The following is a 14,994-nucleotide window of genomic DNA, read 5'->3' as shown; positions in this document are numbered from 1 at the left end:
AGCCGCACAATCCGATAAATCCATCGGGTTTCGCGATGAAAGCCTCGCTCAACGAACTGCACGTCTTCACCACGCTGGCCGAGAGCGGCCATTTCACACAGGCCGCGGAGCGGCTGGGCATGTCGCAGTCCTCGCTCAGCGCCGCACTGGCCAAGCTGGAAAAGCAGCTCGGCACGCGGCTGTTCGACCGCCACACGCGCTCCTGCCGCCTGACCGAGGCCGGCGCCGCGCTGCTGCCCACGGCGCGCCGGCTGGCCGCGGACTGGGAGAACCTGTTCGCGCAGGCGCGCGACATCGGCAGCCTGCTGCGCGGCCGCGTCACGGTGGCCGCGCCCAACGTGCAGTGCTCGCTGCTGCTGCCGCCCGTGATCCGGGCCTTCAAGGCCACCCACCCTGGCGTGCGCGTGGTGCTGCACGACGTGCCCGAGCACGAGGTGCACGCCCTGGTGCGCAGCGGCGCCGCCGATCTGGGCATCGCGACCCAGACCGATGCACGGCTGGACCTGGTCAGCACCGCGATGGTGTCCGACGCCTTCGTCGCCGTGATGCCGCCCGCCCATCCCCTGGCGGCGCGCCGCACGCTGGAGTGGACCCAGGTGGCACGCGAGCCGGTCATCGGCTACCTGGCCGGCAACCCGGTTCGCCAGCTGCTCGAGGACAAGCTGGCCGAGCGCGGCATCGCGCTGAACTACGCCTACGAGATCGCCCTGCCCTGGACCATGATGGGGCTGGCCCGCGAGGGCCTGGGCATCGCCGTCGTGACCATGGCGCTGCGGCCGCTCGCGCAGTGGCATGGCCTGGAGGTGCGCGCCGTCGGCCGGCCGCAGATCGCGCGCACCATGACGCTGCTGCGCGCGCCGGGCAACACGCTGGCGCCGGCCGTCGCGGCGTTCAAGGACCTGCTGCTGGGCGCGCCCGCCGCACAGGCCTGATCAGACCAGCCGCACCACCGCGCGCTTGCGCCAGACCCACTGGAAGTAGGCCGCGTTGAGCGCGAGCATGGCCGCGAAGGTGACCGGGTAGCTGATCCACACCCCTCGCAGGCCGAACGGCCCGGACAGCCCGTAGGCCACGGGCAGTTCGACCAACGCGATGCTCCCCACGCCGATCAGCATGGGCACCATGACCGTGCCCGAGGCGCGCATCACGCCGCCCAGCACGCTGGCCCAGCCGTACAGCAGCAGGCTCCACAGCAGGATGTGCAGCAGCGACTGCGCCAGCGCGATGACGGCGGGCTGCGTGATGAACAGCGCGAGCAAGCGCTCCGACAAGGCATAGCCCAGCAGCACCAGCGCGCCCGTGATGAGGAGGTTGAGCCCCATGGCCGTGCGCGTGATCGCGCCCAGGCGCTCGGCCCGGCCCGCGCCGATGGCCTGCGCGCTGAGGATGGACGCCGTGATCGCGATCGACATGGCAGGAAACTGCACGTAGTTGACGATCTGGTTCACGGCACCGTAGGCCGCCACGGCGTCGGGGCCATGGCCGTTGACGAGCGCCAGCAGCACGATCTCGGCCAGCGAGACCACGATCATCTGCAGGCCGGCCGGCATGCCGATGCGCAGCATGAGCCGCAAGGTGGGGCCGTGCGGCCGCATCTCGCGCAGCAGCGGCATGCCGAGGGCCAGCGGGTGCTGGCGCCGCCGCAGATACCAGGCCAGCCAGGCCAGCGCCACGACATAGGAGGCCACCGTGGCCACGGCTGCGCTGACCAGGCCCAGCTGTGGCAGGCCGGCCCAGCCGCGGATCAGCGCGGGCGTCAGCAGGCACGACAGCGCCGTGGACAACAGCATGGCCACCATGGGCGAGAAGGTGTCGCCCACGCCGCGCAGCAGCTGCGAGAACAGGATGAACAGCAGCAGCCCCGGCATGGCCAGCATCAGCGTGCGCGCGTAGAGCACGGCATCGGCCAGCACCTCGGGCGGCGTGCGCAGCGCGCGCAGCACGGGCTCGGCGAACACGCCGCCCAGCACGGCCGCGAGCAGGCCGACGGCCAGGCCGGCGAGCAGCGCGTTGCCCGCGATGTGGCGCACCTTGTGCACCTCGCGCGCCCCCCAGGCCTGGCCGATCAGGATGGACCCGCCCGCGCCGACGCCGATGATGAGCGACACCAGGAAGAACACGACCGGGAACATGCCGGCCGTGGCCGCCAGCGCATGGGTGCCCAGCATCTGACCCACGAAGATGCCGTTGAGCGTGCCCTGCAGGCCTTGCAGCACGTTGCCCAGGACCATGGGCCCGAGGAAGACCAGGAAGCGGCGCCACAGCGGGCGCGCGCCGGCAGGCGCAGCCGGCGCCGTCACGGTTGCACGCCGCCGAAGGCGCCTTCGGCCAGCTGGCGGCCATGGGCCAGCGCATCGGGCGGCCAAGCCGCGGCCGCGGTATCGAAGCCGGCCTGGTCGCCACGGAACAGCGCGCGCCGGGCCGCACGCGTGACGGCGGCGCGCGCGCCCTGGCCGATGCGGCGGTGGCCCAGGAAGGCCGTGAGCGCGGACTCGGCCGGTTCGGGAGAAATGGGATCGGAAGCCATGCTGCCATATTACCCGGGTAAAAACACATCGTCAATTACACCCGGGTAAAACACTTCAACGCGTTCAGCCAGCCTCGTCGAGGCGCAGCTCCAGCCCGAGCCGCCGGCCCGAACGCACGCGCGCGATGCCGTGGCGCAGCCGCACGGTGTAGTCGCCGCGCGTGCCGGCATGGGGACGCTCGGCCACGGCGAACAGCGCGATGTCGCCGCAGCGCAGCGGCAGCACCATGGGCCGCGACTGCATGCGCGGGCGCTGCTCGGTCAGCACCAGGGCGCCGCCCGTGAAGTCTTCGCCAGGTGTGCCGAGCAGGATGTTCAGCTGCAAGGGAAACGCCAGCGGGCCATCGCTGCCGTGCTGCAGCGGCAGGTCTTCGCCAGCCTGCAGGCACTGCGGCCGCGGGCCTTCGCCGCGCACCAGCGCGGCCGGATGGCGCAGCGGCCGCGCCAGGCGCGCGTTCCAGGCATTGGCGACAGGCAACAGCCGGGCATGGAGCGATGCTTGCAGCGCCGCGACCCAGCCGGGCCAGGGCCCTGGCCGCTCGCACAGCGCGGCCAGGGCGCGGACCTGCGCCGCATCCAGCAGGCCGGACAGCACGGCACAGCCCTCGGCGTCCAGTTGCGCCGCGATGTCCGCCCAGTCCAGCCCCGCGACACGCGCGCGCAGCGTCTCAACCACCCTCGGCCTCGCGCAGCAGCAGCGCACGCTTGCGCTCCACGCCCCAGCGGTAGCCCGACAGCTCGCCGCTGTGCCGCACCACGCGGTGGCAGGGGATCGCGACCGCGAGCCGGTTCGCGCCGCAGGCCTGGGCCACGGCGCGCACCGCCTTGGGCTGGCCGATGCGCGCGGCCACCTCGGCATAGCTGACGGTGGCGCCGGGCGGGATCTCGCGCAGCGCCTGCCACACCCGTTCCTGGAAGGCCGTGCCCTGCACGTCCAGCGGCAGGTTCAGGCCCAGCGCCGGCGCCTCGACGAAGCCCACGACCTGGGCCACGAGCTGCTCGAAGCCGGCATCGCCGCCGAGCAGCTGCGCCTTGGGGAACTGGTCCTGCAGGTCGCGCACGAGTTGCTCCGCGTCGTCGCCGAGCAGGATGGCGCAGACACCCCGCTGGCTCTGCGCGACCAGGATCGCACCCAGCGCGCACTGGCCCACCGCGAAGCGGATGCGCATGTTGGGACCGCCAGCCCGGTAGTCGCGCGCATGCATGCCCAGCAGCGCCTGCGAGGCCGCGTAGAAGCGGCTGTTGGAGTTGAAGCCGGCCCCGTAGATGGCCTGCGTGACCGAGGCCTCGCTGGCAGCCAGCTCCTCGCGCAACCGGCGCGCGCGGAAGGCCGTGGCATAGGCCTTGGGCGTGAGCCCGGTCCCCGCCTTGAACACGCGGTGGAAGTGGAAGGCGCTCATGCCCGCCTCGTCCGCCAGCACGTCCAGCGAGGGTGACAGCTCCGCGGCCTCGATGCGCCGGCAGGCCTGGGCGATCAGCGTGGCGCGCTGTTCTGCCAGCGCGCTGCGGTCGGCCGCTGGGCGGCGACTCGGGCGGTAGCCCGCGGCCTCGGCCGCCTGCGCGCTCGCGAAGAACTCCACGTTCTCGCGACGGGGCAGGCGGGCCGATGCGCTGGGCCGGCAGAACACGCCCGTGGTCTTCACGCCGTAAACGAAGCTGCCGTCGGCGCGCGCGTCGCGCGCCTGCACGGCGGCCCAGCGCGCGTCGTCGTTGTCGTAAGCGTTCGGGATGGTGGTCTGCATGGGGGTCTCCTGTGGCCTGCAGTGTGCGGCGCAGTTCCAGCGCAAGCACTCCGGTTCTTGCGCTGCAACTCAGGCCGCGTCGTGGAAGATCAGGCCGACCGTGTGGCGCAGCCCACCCAGCAGCCGGCTCACGCCGTGGCGCATCTCCAGCCGGCGCATGCGGCCCGAGGGGCCCACGCCCGGCCGCTGGTGCACGGCGAAAACCACCGCATCGCCCTGGGCCAGTGGCACCACATGGGCGTGCTGGACACCCGGCCGGCTCTCGGTCACCACGAACTCGCCGCCCGAGAAATCCACCCCGGGCCGCGACAGCAGGATCGCCACCTGCAGCGGGAACACGTGCTCGCCGTAAAGGTCTTGGTGCAGGCAGTTGTAGTCGCCCGTGCCGTACTGCAGGATCAGCGGCGTGGGCCGCGTCTGACCGGCGCGGTGGCAGCGCGCGAGGAACGCCTCCAGCGTCGCGGGGTAGCGCAGCGCCCTGCCGAGCCGCTGGTTCCAGCGGTTCGCGATGGGCACCAGCTGCGGGTACAGCGCCCCGCGCAGTTGCGCCAGCAGGGGCGGCAGCGGGTAGGCGAAGTAGCGGTACTCGCCGCGGCCGAAGCCGTGGCGCGCCATGACCACGGTGCTGCGGTACAGCGCGTCCTGCGGGTACAGCGCGGCCAGGGCCTCGCACTGCGCGGGCGCCAGCAGGCCGGGCAGCACGGCATGGCCTTCGGCGTCGAGCGCGGCGGCCAGGTCGCTGGCGGATTCGTCCAGGAGCGAGATCTGCATGGGCCCACTCTAGGACAGCCGGCCGGCGCCTGCACCCCGCTCCTTGCGTCCGAATTCCAGCCCGCTACATCGCCCCGCGCACGCGCTCGAACACCTTCCAGAAGGCCTGCGCCTGCGTGGTCGCGAAGTTGATGCGCATCAGCGTGCCGGGCTTGCGGCCGGCGTGGAACAGCGCGCCGGGCGCGAGCAGGTAACCCTCGTCCAGCATGCGCAGGGCCAGCGCCTCCGTGTCCACACCGGTGTCGACCCAGCCGAACAGGCCGGCCGGCTCGCTGACGAAGCGGCAGCCAGCCGCCCGGGCGAGCTTGACGCTGCGCGCACGGGCCTGGTCCAGCCGCGTGCGCACGCGCTGCGCATGGCGGCGCAGCTGGCCCTGTTCGATGCACCAGGCCATGGCCTGCTCCAGCAACGCCGGGGTGGTCAACGTCGTCAGCATCTTGGTGTCGCGCAGGCGCTCGACCAGGTCGGTCGGTGCGGCCAGGTAGCCCACACGCCAGCCCGGCGCCAGGATCTTGGCGAAGCCGCTCACGTAGACCGTGCGCTGCAGCCCGTCGAGCGCACACAGCCGCGTGGCGTGGTCGGGCGCCAGGTGGCTGTAGGTGTCGTCCTCGACGATGTGGAAGTCGTGCGCATTGGCCAGGGTCAGCACGCGGTGCGCGCCGCCGGGTGTCAGGCAGTAGCCCGTGGGGTTGTGCAGCACGCTCACGCTGACGAACAGCTTGGGCGCATGGGCCTCGCAATAGCGCGCCATGACCTCGATGTCGGGCCCGTCGGCACGCCGCGGCACGGGCAGGATCACGGCGCCCAGCGCCTGCAGCCGCGCAAACTCGATGGCCCAGCCGGGTTCCTCCACCATCACATGGTCGCCGGCGCGCAGCAGCGTGCGGCTCACGAGGTCCAGCGCATGCGTGGCACCCACGGTGGTGACGATCTGCTCGGGCGCGGCCGGCACGCTGAGGTCGGCCAGCTTGTGCGACAGCGCCCGCCGCAGCGCCGGATCGCCGGACGGATCGCCGTACTGCAGCGACAAGGCCTTGAGCCCCTGCCCCGCCGTGACCCGGCGCACGCCCGCGGCCACGATGTCGCCGGCCAGCCAATCGACCGGGAACACGCCGATGCCCGGCTGCGGCAGCTGGCTCCCGCTCTGGAACATGCCGCGCAGCAGCGCCGCGGCGTCGACCTGGCGGCGCCAGGCCGGCGCGGCGGCCAGTGAGGGGCTGGTCGCCGCGGCGGCCGGCGGCGCCGCGCGCTGCTCGCGCACGAAGAAGCCGCGGTTGCGCCGCGCCTCCACCAGGCCCTGGGCCAGCAGCCGGTCGTACGCCGCCACCACTGTGGCCGGGCTCACGCCGTGCTGCTCGGCGCACTGGCGCACCGAGGGCAGGCGCGTGCCGGCGGCCAGCAGCCGGTCGCCGATGCGTTCGGCGAAATGCGCAGCCAGCTGTTCGGTCAGCGACTGCGAGGCGGTGCGCATGAGCATGGGGGTTGTCCTGTGGGCAGATGTATCGGCTTGTCGAACAATACAGTAGCGCTACAGAATGGCCGAACTGTATTGGTAGTGTGTTGGTCATGACTATAGAGTCTGTATCCCTATGAATGCAAGCGAACTGAGTGCCCTGCTGCTGCTGGCCACGGCCATGAGCTTCTCGCCCGGGCCCAACACGGCGCTGTCGTCGGCGCTGGCGGCCAACCATGGCCTGCGCCACGCCATGCCCTTCATCTGGGCCGTGCCGGCGGGCTGGGGCCTGGTGCTGCTGCTGTGCACGGCCGGTGTCGGTGCGCTCGTGGTGGCCCAGCCCGCGCTGGCGCTCGCGATCAAGCTCTTCGGCGTGGCCTACCTGCTGTGGCTGGCCTTCAAGCTCGCGCGCAGCGCCCGGCTCGGCGAGGCCGATGCGCGCAAGCTGGACGTGGGCTTCGTGCAGGGCATGGCGCTGCAGTTCGTCAACATCAAGGCCTGGATGCTGGCGCTGGCCATCGTCGCCGGCTGGATCGCCGGCCGCGAGGACCTGCTGCCACGGCTGGCCGTCGTGCTGCCGCTGATGCTGTGCTTCGCCTTCTTCAGCAACCTGACCTACGCGCTGATGGGTGCGCTGCTGCGGCAGTGGCTGGCGCAGGGGCAGCGGCTGCTGTGGTTCAACCGGCTGATGGCCGCCGTGCTGGTGCTCACGGCCGCGTGGATGCTGCAGGCATGAGCGCCGCGCCGGGCCGCCCCAAGCAAGCTCGCGCCCCCTCGGGGGGCAGCGAACCTCGCGCAGCGGGGAGCGTGGGGGCCACATGACCACGCGCGACGAGAACCTCGGGCTCTGGCTGGGCGTGCTCGGCGTGGCGCTGTTCGCCATCACGCTGCCCATGACACGGCTGGCCACCGGCACGGCTGCAGCGCCGCAGCTCTCGCCCTGGTTCGTCACGCTGGGGCGGGCCGCGCTGGCCGGCGGGCTGTCGGTGCTGTTCCTGCTGGCCACGCGCTCGCCGCTGCCGGCACGCCGGCACCTGTTTCCGCTGGCCATGGCCGTGCTCGGCAACGTGGTCGGCTACCCGCTGCTGCTGGCCTATGCGCTGCGCGTGGTCACGGCCAGCCACGCGGCCGTCATCACGGCGCTGCTGCCGCTGGCCACGGCGGCCGTGGCGGCTGCGGTCATGCGCCAGCGCGCCCCGCTGGGCTTCTGGCTCTGCGCGGCGGCCGGCAGCGTGCTGGTGGTGGTGTTCTCGGTGCTGCGCGCGGCGCAGCACGGCGGCGGCTTCGGCTTCGAGTGGGCCGACCTGCTGCTGGTGGGCGCCGTGCTCGCGGCCTCGCTGGGCTACGTGTACGGCGCCAAGGTCACGCCCGAACTCGGCGCCGAGCGCGTGATCTGCTGGGTCTGCGTGCTGGCCCTGCCGCTCACGCTGCCGGCCACGCTGTGGCTGTGGCCCAGCGCGCCGGTGGCGCCCAGCGCCTGGGCCGGCTTCGTCTACGTGGGCGTGTTCTCGATGTGGATCGGGTTTTTCGCCTGGTACCGCGGCCTGGCCCTGGGCGGCGCGCTGCGCGTGAGCCAGACGCAGCTGCTGCAACCCTTCCTGTCCATCCTGGCCGCGGTCCCGCTGCTGGGCGAGACACTGGACACCGTGACGCTCGGATTTGCCGCCGCCGTGGTCGCCACGGTCGTCCTGGGCAAGAATCTGGCCCGACCCGCATCCTCTTCCGAACCGACAACCAAGACCGCCACAAGGAGCACATGATGTCCTGGACCCTGGCCGCCCGCGCCGAAAAGATGAACCCCTCGGTGATCCGCGAGATCCTCAAGGTCACCGAGAAGCCCGGCATCATCAGCTTCGCCGGAGGCCTGCCCTCGCCCAAGACCTTCCCGGTCGCCGAGTTCCGCGCCGCCTGCGAGAAGGTGCTGACCGAGGACGGCCCGGCCGCGCTGCAGTACGCCGCCAGCGAGGGCTACGGCCCGCTGCGCGAGATGGTGGCGGCCGGCCTGCCCTGGAAGGTCGACCCGGCGCAGGTGCTGATCACCACCGGCTCGCAGCAGGGCCTGGACCTGGTGGCCAAGATCCTGCTGGACAGCGGCAGCCGCATGCTGGTGGAGACGCCGACCTACCTGGGCGCGCTGCAGGCCTTCACGCCGATGGAGCCGCGCGCCGTGTCGGTCGCCAGCGACGACGAAGGCGTGCTTGCCGACGACCTGGCGGCCAAGGCCGGCCAGGGTGCCGAGCGCGCCCGCTTCGCCTACCTGCTGCCGAACTTCCAGAACCCGACCGGCCGCACCATGAGCGAGGCACGCCGCGCGGCCGTGGTGGCCGCCGCCGCCAACGCCGGCGTGCCGCTGCTGGAGGACAACCCCTACGGCGACCTGTGGTTCGACCAGCCGCCGCCGGCCCCCCTGACCGCCCGCAACCCGGAGGGCTGCCTGTACCTGGGATCGTTCTCCAAGGTGCTGGCGCCGGGCCTGCGGCTGGGCTTCCTGGTGGCGCCGCCGGCCATCTATCCCAAGCTGCTGCAGGCCAAGCAGGCGGCCGACCTGCACAGCCCCAGCTTCAACCAGCGCATGGTGGCGCAGGTGATGCAGGACGGCTTCCTGGCACGCCACGTGCCGACCATCCGCGCGCTGTACAAGAGCCAGCGCGACCACATGCTGGCCGCGCTGGAGCGCGAGATGCCGGAGGGCGTGCAGTGGAGCCGGCCCGTGGGCGGCATGTTCCTGTGGGTGCGGCTGCCGGCCGGGCTGGATGCGGTGGCGCTGCTGCCGCGTGCGGTCGAGCGCAACGTGGCCTTCGTGCCCGGTGCCGCGTTCTACGCCGACACGCCCGAGAGCAACACCATGCGCCTGTCGTTCGTGACGGCCAGCACGAGCCAGATCGACATCGGCATCGCAGCGCTGGCGCAAACCATCCGCGAAGCGATCGAGGCACAGCGCACGGGGCGGCCCGCCACGCCGGTCCAGCTATGACGCTCCACATCTGGGGCCGCATGAGCTCCATCAACGTGCGCAAGGTGGTCTTCGCCGTGCAGGAGCTCGGCCTGTCGGCCCAGCGCACCGACGCAGGCGGCCATTTCGGCCTCGTGACCGAGCCCGACTACCGCGGCAAGAACCCCAACGGCATGGTGCCGCTGCTGGAAGACGGCGAGGTCACGCTGTGGGAATCCAACGTGATCGTGCGCTACCTGTGCGCGCGCCATGCCGCCGGCACGCTCTACCCCGAGCCGCTGAACGCGCGCTTCACGGCCGAGATGTGGATGGACTGGCAACAGACCACGCTGAACCCGGCCGGCCGCACTGCCTTCGTGCAACTCGTGCGCACGCCAGCCGAGCAGCGCGATGACGCCGCCATCGCGCGCTCCATCGCCGAGACCGAGCCGCTGCTGGACCTGCTGGACGCCGAGCTCGCGCGCCGCCCCTACCTGGCCGGCGCGGACTTCACGATGGCCGACATCCCCGTGGCCTGCGAGATCCACCGCTGGTACGGCCTGCCCCTCGATGCCACCGCGCGCCCGGCGCGCGCCCACCTGGACCGCTGGTACCAGGCCGTGAGCGCACGGCCCGGCGCCGTCGGCGTACTCGACGCCCCCCTGTCATGACACCCCGCTCCCGCCCCTTCCGCCAGGTCGACGTCTTCACCGACCAGGCCTACTACGGCAACCCGCTGGCCGTGGTGCTCGACGCCTCCGGCCTCACCGACGCGCAGATGCAGCGCTTCGCGCAGTGGACCAACCTGTCGGAAACCACCTTCGTGCTGCCGCCGACCGAGGCCGGCGCCGACTACCGGCTGCGCATCTTCACGCCGGGCGGAGAACTGCCGTTCGCCGGCCACCCCACGCTGGGCAGCTGCCATGCCTGGCTGGCCTCGGGCGGCCAGCCGCGCGGCGGCGAGGCCATCGTGCAGCAGTGCGGCGCGGGCCTGGTGCGCATCCGGCGCGAGGGCGACCGCCTGGCCTTCGCCGCGCCGGCGCTCAAGCGCAGCGCACCGCGGCCGACCGAACTGGCCCAGGTGGCCTCGGCGCTGGGCCTGAAGCCCGCGCAGATCGTCAGCAGCCAGGTGCTGGACAACGGGCCCGTGTGGTTCTCGCTGCTGCTGGACGAGCCGACCACCGTGCTGCGCCTGCAGCCCGACCACATGCTGCTCAAGGCCCTGGGCCACACGGTGGGCGTGGCCGCGCTCGACGGGGCGGCGGCCACGCCGCTGATCGCGCGCGGCAACCGCGAGGCGCGGGCCTTCGGCGCGTCCACGCCGGCTGCAGCGCCCGCGCCTGCGCTCGTGGTGCGCGCATTCGCCGCCGCCGATGGCATCCCCGAAGACCCCGTCACGGGCAGCCTGAACGCCAGCCTGGCGCAATGGCTGATCGCCGACGGCCACATCGCCGCACCATACGTGGCCACGCAAGGCGCCTGCCTGGGCCGCGACGGCACCGTCTACATCGCGCGCGACGAGGCCGGGCAGGTCTGGGTCGGCGGGCATTCGACCGTCTGCATCGAGGGTACCGTGCTGCTGTGACGACCCTGCCCACGCTGGCCGAGATCGAGCGCGCCGCCGCGCTCGTGCACCGCGAGTTCCCGGCCACGCCCCAGCACCGCTGGGCGCTGGCCAGCCAGCGCCTGGGTACGGACTGCTGGCTCAAGCACGAGAACCACACGCCCGTTGGCGCGTTCAAGATCCGCGGTGGCCTGAACTACTTCGCTGCGCTCGCGGCGGCCGGCCCACTGCCGGCCGAGGTGATCAGCGCCACGCGCGGCAACCACGGCCAGAGCATCGGCTGGGCCGCGCGCGCCCATGGCGTGCCCTGCACCATCGTCGTGCCGCACGGCAACTCGGTCGAGAAGAACGCCGCCATGCGCGCACTGGGCGTCACGCTCATCGAACATGGCCACGACTTCCAGGAAAGCCGCGAGTTCGCCATCGGCCTGGCAGCCGAGCGCGGTGCCCACATGGTGCCCAGCTTCCACCCGGCGCTGGTGCAGGGCGTGGCCACGTACTGGTGGGAGTTCCTGCGCGCGGTGCCGCAGCTGGACGTGGCCTACGTGCCCATCGGCCAGGGTTCGGGCGCCTGCGCGGCCGTCGCCGCCAAGCGCGCGCTGGGCCATGCCGTGCGCATCGTCGGCGTGGTCAGCGCGCACGCCACCACCTATGCCGACTCGCTGGCCGCCGGCCGCGTGGTCGAGGCGCCCGTCACGACGCGGCTGGCCGACGGCATGGCCTGCCGGGTGGCGGACGCCCAAGCGCTTTCCATCCTCGCCGAGGGCCTGGACCATGTGGTGCAGGTCACGGACGCGGAAGTGGCGCACGCCATGCACGCCCTGTTCGTCGACACGCACAACGTGGCCGAAGGCGCGGGCGCCGCCGGCTTCGCGGCTGCGCTGCAGGAGCGCGCGGCGCTGCGTGGCCTGGCCGTGGGCGCGGTGCTGAGCGGCGGCAACGTGGACGCGCCGGTGTTTGCCGAAGTGCTTTCCACCAAGGAGCAATGATGGTCCCCCTGCACGACCTGGGCTGGTTCGCCCTCGCCACGCTGGCCATGGCGCTGACGCCCGGCCCCAATATGCTGTACTGCGTCTCGCGCACGCTGAGCCAGGGCCGCCGCGCCGGCCTGGTGTCGCTGGCCGGCGTGCTGGCGGCCTTCGTCGTGCACATCCTTGCAGCGGCCTTCGGCCTCACGGCGCTGCTGCTGGCCGTGCCCTTCGCGTTCGGCGCGATCAAGGCACTGGGCGCGGCCTACCTCGCCTGGCTGGCCTGGCAGGCGCTCAAGCCCGGTGGCAGCGGCCCATTCCAGACGCGCCAGCTGCCCGTGCACTCCACGGGCACGCTGCTGCGCATGGGCTTTCTGACCAACCTGCTGAACCCCAAGGTCGCGTTGTTCACGCTGTCCTTCTTCCCGCAGTTCCTGCACCCCGGGCACGGCAGCGTGCTGCTGCAGGCGCTGCAGCTCGGCACGGTGCAGATCGCCGCCAGCGCGGCCGTCAACACACTGGTCATCTTCGGGGCGGCCGGCATCACGGGCCTGCTGTCGCGCAGCGCGGGCTGGATGCGCGCGCAGCGCTATGTGATGGGCTCGGTGCTGGCTTTCCTGGCGCTGCGGGTGGCGTTGATCGAGCGCAAGTGAGTCAGGCGGTGCGGCCGTCTCCGCGCCAACGCAGAGGCACCAGCCGCGGTGCGTCTCGCCCGCAAACACGCGCACGCAGGCAGACGTGGACCTCCTCAGCAGCAAAGCACTCGCCGGACTGCAAGGCCTCAAGGCGCGCGGCCAGCGCCGCCGCAACAAATTCCCTGCGTGCGTCATCGGGCACGCAGTCGCCGAACGGCATCGCATCCCGGAAATCGCTGGGTACGGTCATCTTCGTCCTGATTCGCTTGGAAACGGCACAGCATGGTAGTGCGCTTGCGATGAGCGCGCTGCTGCTGTGACAGCGCGACTCATCCACGGCCTGAAAGCTGCCCGCCATGGGAAATCTCAACCTTGTGCGTCACGACCAGATCTTTACAATCCCGGAGTCTGACTCCGAGACTGTAAAAAATGATCCTTCGCCACGCCGCACCGCGCCTTTTGCGCTTGCTGCAGGGATTCCCGATCGTCACGGTGACTGGCCCGCGCCAGTCGGGCAAGACCACACTGGTGCGCCAACTGCTGCCAGACAAGCCCTACGTGTCGCTGGAATCACCCTCCGCCCGGGAGTTCGCGCGCAGCCGGCCGGAGGAATTCCTGCGCCAGTACCCCCATGGTGCGGTGATCGACGAAGCTCAGCATGCGCCCGAGCTGTTCTCCGAGATGCAGAGCGTGGTGGACGCCGCAGGCCGCATGGGCCTGTTCGTGCTGACCGGCTCGCAGAACCTGTCTCTGCTCTCGCGTGTCACGCAAAGCCTGGCTGGCCGCACGGCACTGGTCGAGCTGATGCCCTTGTCGGTGGCCGAGCTGCGTGGCGCGGGCCTGCTGCCGCAGGACTATGCCGGCCTGCTGACCAAAGGCTTCTTTCCCGCCATCTATGCCCGCGACCTCGATCCCCATGAGTGGCTGCAGGCGTATCTCGTGACCTATGCCGAGCGCGATGCGCGCCAACTGGCTGCCGTGCAGGACCTGGGCGCCTTCCAGCGCTTCCTGCGGCTGGTGGCGGCGCGCACCGGGCAGCTGCTGAACATGCAGGCGCTTGCCGGCGACGTGGGCATCTCTGACAAGACCGTCAAGCACTGGCTGTCGATTCTGGAGACCTGCTACCTCATCCACTACGTGCGCCCGCATTTCGCCAACTTCGGCAAGCGCCTGGTCAAGATGCCCAAGCTCTACATGACCGACGTGGGGCTGGCCGCCGCGCTGGTCGGCATCCAGAACGAAGGCCAGATGCAGGCCCACCCGCTGCGCGGGCCGTTGTTCGAGACCCTGGTGGTGAACGAGTTTCTGAAGAACCGCTGCAACGCCGGCCTGCGCGATCCGCTGTACTTCTGGCGCGACAACATCGGCACCGAGGTCGATCTGGTCATCGAACGTGGCCAGGAGATCGCTGCCGTCGAGATCAAGTCGGGTCCCACGGTGGCGTCGGACGCCTTCCGCAACCTGCACAAGTGGCGCAAGTACGCCACCGAGCGGGGTGCGTTCTCGGCCATCTATCCTGGCCTAGTCTATGGCGGCAGTCAGCGCTTCACACGGGAAGAGGTGGACGTTCTGCCTTGGCTGGCGCTGTAGGGGGCGTCACTGCCGGGACAAAGCGTGCCGCACCCCTCCAGTACATTGCGCGCCATGGGAACCCTCTACCTCGTGCGCCACGGCCAGGCCTCGTTCGGTGCCGACGACTACGACCAGCTCAGCGAGCAAGGCCAACGCCAGAGCCTGCGCCTGGGCGAGTACCTCGCGTTCAAGGGCCTCAGCTTCGAGGCCTCGCTGACCGGCACGCTCAAGCGTCACGCACAGACCTTCGCCGGCATCCAGGCAGGCCTGCAAGCCGCTGGCGCGCCGCCGCTGCCCGAGCCCTCGACCTGGCCCGGCCTCAACGAGTACGACAGCGCGGCCGTGATCGCCACCGTGCATCCCGAGGCATTGCAGAGGCCCACCACACCCGAGCTGTACAAGCACCACTTCCGCCTGCTGCGCCAGGGCCTGGCGGCCTGGATGGCCGGCCGCGTTCAACCGGCGGGCATGCCCAGCTATGTGGAATTCCGCGACGGCGTCGCCGCCGTGCTCGACCACGTGCGCACGCGCCACACCGGCAACGTGCTGCTGGTCTCCAGCGGCGGGCCGATCTCCACGGCCGTGGGCCAGGTGCTGGGCACGGCCCCCGAGACCACCATCGACCTCAACATGCGCATCCGCAACAGCGCGGTGACGGAGTTCGTCTACACCCAGAGCCGCCATGTGCTGCTGAGCTACAACACGCTGCCGCACCTGGACCACCCCGACCACGTGGGCTGGATCACCTTCGCTTGAGCACCTTACGCATGTGATTCGTCGCTTCGGACGATGCGTGCCGTCATGGGCTTTCCGACCATGGCAGGACCATC

The 14,994-nt window shown here is 71.4% G+C and carries 17 protein-coding genes; 10 read left to right on the top strand and 7 right to left on the bottom strand.

Annotated elements, in window-relative coordinates; translation table 11 throughout:
• Window positions 1-35: 35 nt before the first annotated feature.
• Window positions 36-932, top strand: coding sequence for a LysR family transcriptional regulator (locus ACSQ4M_RS09920; RefSeq protein ID WP_436189404.1), 897 nt, complete (start codon window positions 36-38; stop codon window positions 930-932).
• Here ACSQ4M_RS09920 and ACSQ4M_RS09915 read toward each other — a convergent pair whose 3' ends face one another.
• The 6 genes from ACSQ4M_RS09915 to ACSQ4M_RS09890 all read right to left on the bottom strand — a co-directional run bounded on the left by ACSQ4M_RS09915 (window position 933) and on the right by ACSQ4M_RS09890 (window position 6,517).
• Window positions 933-2,300 (bottom strand): MATE family efflux transporter, encoded by a 1,368-nt coding sequence (locus ACSQ4M_RS09915; RefSeq protein ID WP_436189403.1) that lies wholly within the window; start codon window positions 2,298-2,300, stop codon window positions 933-935.
• A complete protein-coding gene (locus ACSQ4M_RS09910) occupies window positions 2,297-2,527 on the bottom strand; it encodes a hypothetical protein (protein ID WP_436189402.1) in 231 nt (76 codons plus the stop codon). The genes ACSQ4M_RS09915 and ACSQ4M_RS09910 overlap by 4 nt, the downstream gene beginning before the upstream one ends.
• A gap of 64 nt (window positions 2,528-2,591) precedes the next feature.
• Window positions 2,592-3,203: a 2OG-Fe(II) oxygenase gene (locus ACSQ4M_RS09905; protein WP_436189401.1), complete on the bottom strand. Its 612-nt coding sequence runs from the start codon at window positions 3,201-3,203 to the stop codon at window positions 2,592-2,594.
• Window positions 3,196-4,269, bottom strand: coding sequence for a bifunctional DNA-binding transcriptional regulator/O6-methylguanine-DNA methyltransferase Ada (gene ada, locus ACSQ4M_RS09900; protein ID WP_436189400.1), 1,074 nt, complete (start codon window positions 4,267-4,269; stop codon window positions 3,196-3,198). The genes ACSQ4M_RS09905 and ada overlap by 8 nt, the downstream gene beginning before the upstream one ends.
• Window positions 4,270-4,338: 69 nt before the next feature.
• Window positions 4,339-5,040, bottom strand: a complete 702-nt coding sequence (locus tag ACSQ4M_RS09895; protein ID WP_436189399.1) for a 2OG-Fe(II) oxygenase — start codon at window positions 5,038-5,040, stop codon at window positions 4,339-4,341.
• A 64-nt stretch (window positions 5,041-5,104) separates the two neighbouring features.
• Complete coding sequence (locus tag ACSQ4M_RS09890) at window positions 5,105-6,517, bottom strand: PLP-dependent aminotransferase family protein (protein WP_436189398.1); 1,413 nt, start codon at window positions 6,515-6,517, stop codon at window positions 5,105-5,107.
• Window positions 6,518-6,629: 112 nt separating this feature from the next.
• Here ACSQ4M_RS09890 and ACSQ4M_RS09885 point away from each other — a divergent pair, with 112 nt between their 5' ends.
• The 7 genes from ACSQ4M_RS09885 (at window position 6,630) to ACSQ4M_RS09855 (ending at window position 12,610) form a co-directional block, all read left to right on the top strand.
• The gene (locus ACSQ4M_RS09885; RefSeq protein WP_436189397.1) at window positions 6,630-7,229 is read left to right on the top strand and encodes a LysE family translocator; all 600 of its coding nucleotides are present in this window, start codon (window positions 6,630-6,632) and stop codon (window positions 7,227-7,229) included.
• Window positions 7,230-7,311: 82 nt separating this feature from the next.
• The gene (locus ACSQ4M_RS09880; RefSeq protein WP_436189396.1) at window positions 7,312-8,253 is read left to right on the top strand and encodes a DMT family transporter; all 942 of its coding nucleotides are present in this window, start codon (window positions 7,312-7,314) and stop codon (window positions 8,251-8,253) included.
• On the top strand, window positions 8,250-9,467 hold the full coding sequence (locus tag ACSQ4M_RS09875) for a PLP-dependent aminotransferase family protein (protein WP_436189395.1): 1,218 nt from the start codon (window positions 8,250-8,252) through the stop codon (window positions 9,465-9,467). Before ACSQ4M_RS09880 ends, ACSQ4M_RS09875 begins: the two co-directional genes overlap by 4 nt.
• Window positions 9,464-10,096 carry a glutathione S-transferase family protein gene (locus tag ACSQ4M_RS09870; RefSeq protein ID WP_436189394.1) on the top strand — a complete coding sequence of 211 codons (633 nt, stop codon included), beginning with the start codon at window positions 9,464-9,466 and terminating at the stop codon, window positions 10,094-10,096. Before ACSQ4M_RS09875 ends, ACSQ4M_RS09870 begins: the two co-directional genes overlap by 4 nt.
• Window positions 10,093-11,010: a PhzF family phenazine biosynthesis protein gene (locus ACSQ4M_RS09865; protein WP_436189393.1), complete on the top strand. Its 918-nt coding sequence runs from the start codon at window positions 10,093-10,095 to the stop codon at window positions 11,008-11,010. The genes ACSQ4M_RS09870 and ACSQ4M_RS09865 overlap by 4 nt, the downstream gene beginning before the upstream one ends.
• The gene (locus ACSQ4M_RS09860) at window positions 11,007-11,978 is read left to right on the top strand and encodes a threonine dehydratase (protein ID WP_436189392.1); all 972 of its coding nucleotides are present in this window, start codon (window positions 11,007-11,009) and stop codon (window positions 11,976-11,978) included. The genes ACSQ4M_RS09865 and ACSQ4M_RS09860 overlap by 4 nt, the downstream gene beginning before the upstream one ends.
• A complete protein-coding gene (locus ACSQ4M_RS09855; RefSeq protein WP_436189391.1) occupies window positions 11,978-12,610 on the top strand; it encodes a LysE family translocator in 633 nt (210 codons plus the stop codon). The genes ACSQ4M_RS09860 and ACSQ4M_RS09855 overlap by 1 nt, the downstream gene beginning before the upstream one ends.
• A gap of 1 nt (window position 12,611) precedes the next feature.
• On the opposite strand, the gene ACSQ4M_RS09850 is transcribed toward ACSQ4M_RS09855, so the two are convergent.
• Window positions 12,612-12,950 (bottom strand): hypothetical protein, encoded by a 339-nt coding sequence (locus tag ACSQ4M_RS09850; RefSeq protein WP_436189390.1) that lies wholly within the window; start codon window positions 12,948-12,950, stop codon window positions 12,612-12,614.
• Window positions 12,951-13,021: 71 nt separating this feature from the next.
• Between ACSQ4M_RS09850 and ACSQ4M_RS09845 the strand changes: the two genes are divergently transcribed.
• Both ACSQ4M_RS09845 and ACSQ4M_RS09840 read left to right on the top strand, forming a co-directional pair.
• A complete protein-coding gene (locus ACSQ4M_RS09845; protein WP_436189389.1) occupies window positions 13,022-14,182 on the top strand; it encodes an ATP-binding protein in 1,161 nt (386 codons plus the stop codon).
• 54 nt (window positions 14,183-14,236) lie between these two features.
• Entirely contained in the window at window positions 14,237-14,920 is a 684-nt protein-coding gene (locus ACSQ4M_RS09840; RefSeq protein ID WP_436189388.1) for a histidine phosphatase family protein, read from the top strand.
• The last annotated feature ends 74 nt before the right edge of the window (window positions 14,921-14,994 follow it).

Origin of the sequence: Pseudorhodoferax sp. LjRoot39 (assembly GCF_964253035.1) — a bacterium.
Lineage (GTDB): Bacteria > Pseudomonadota > Gammaproteobacteria > Burkholderiales > Burkholderiaceae_C > Pseudorhodoferax.
The sequence above is the reverse complement of the archived record's forward strand: the minus strand, read 5'-3'. Positions and strand labels throughout refer to the sequence as shown.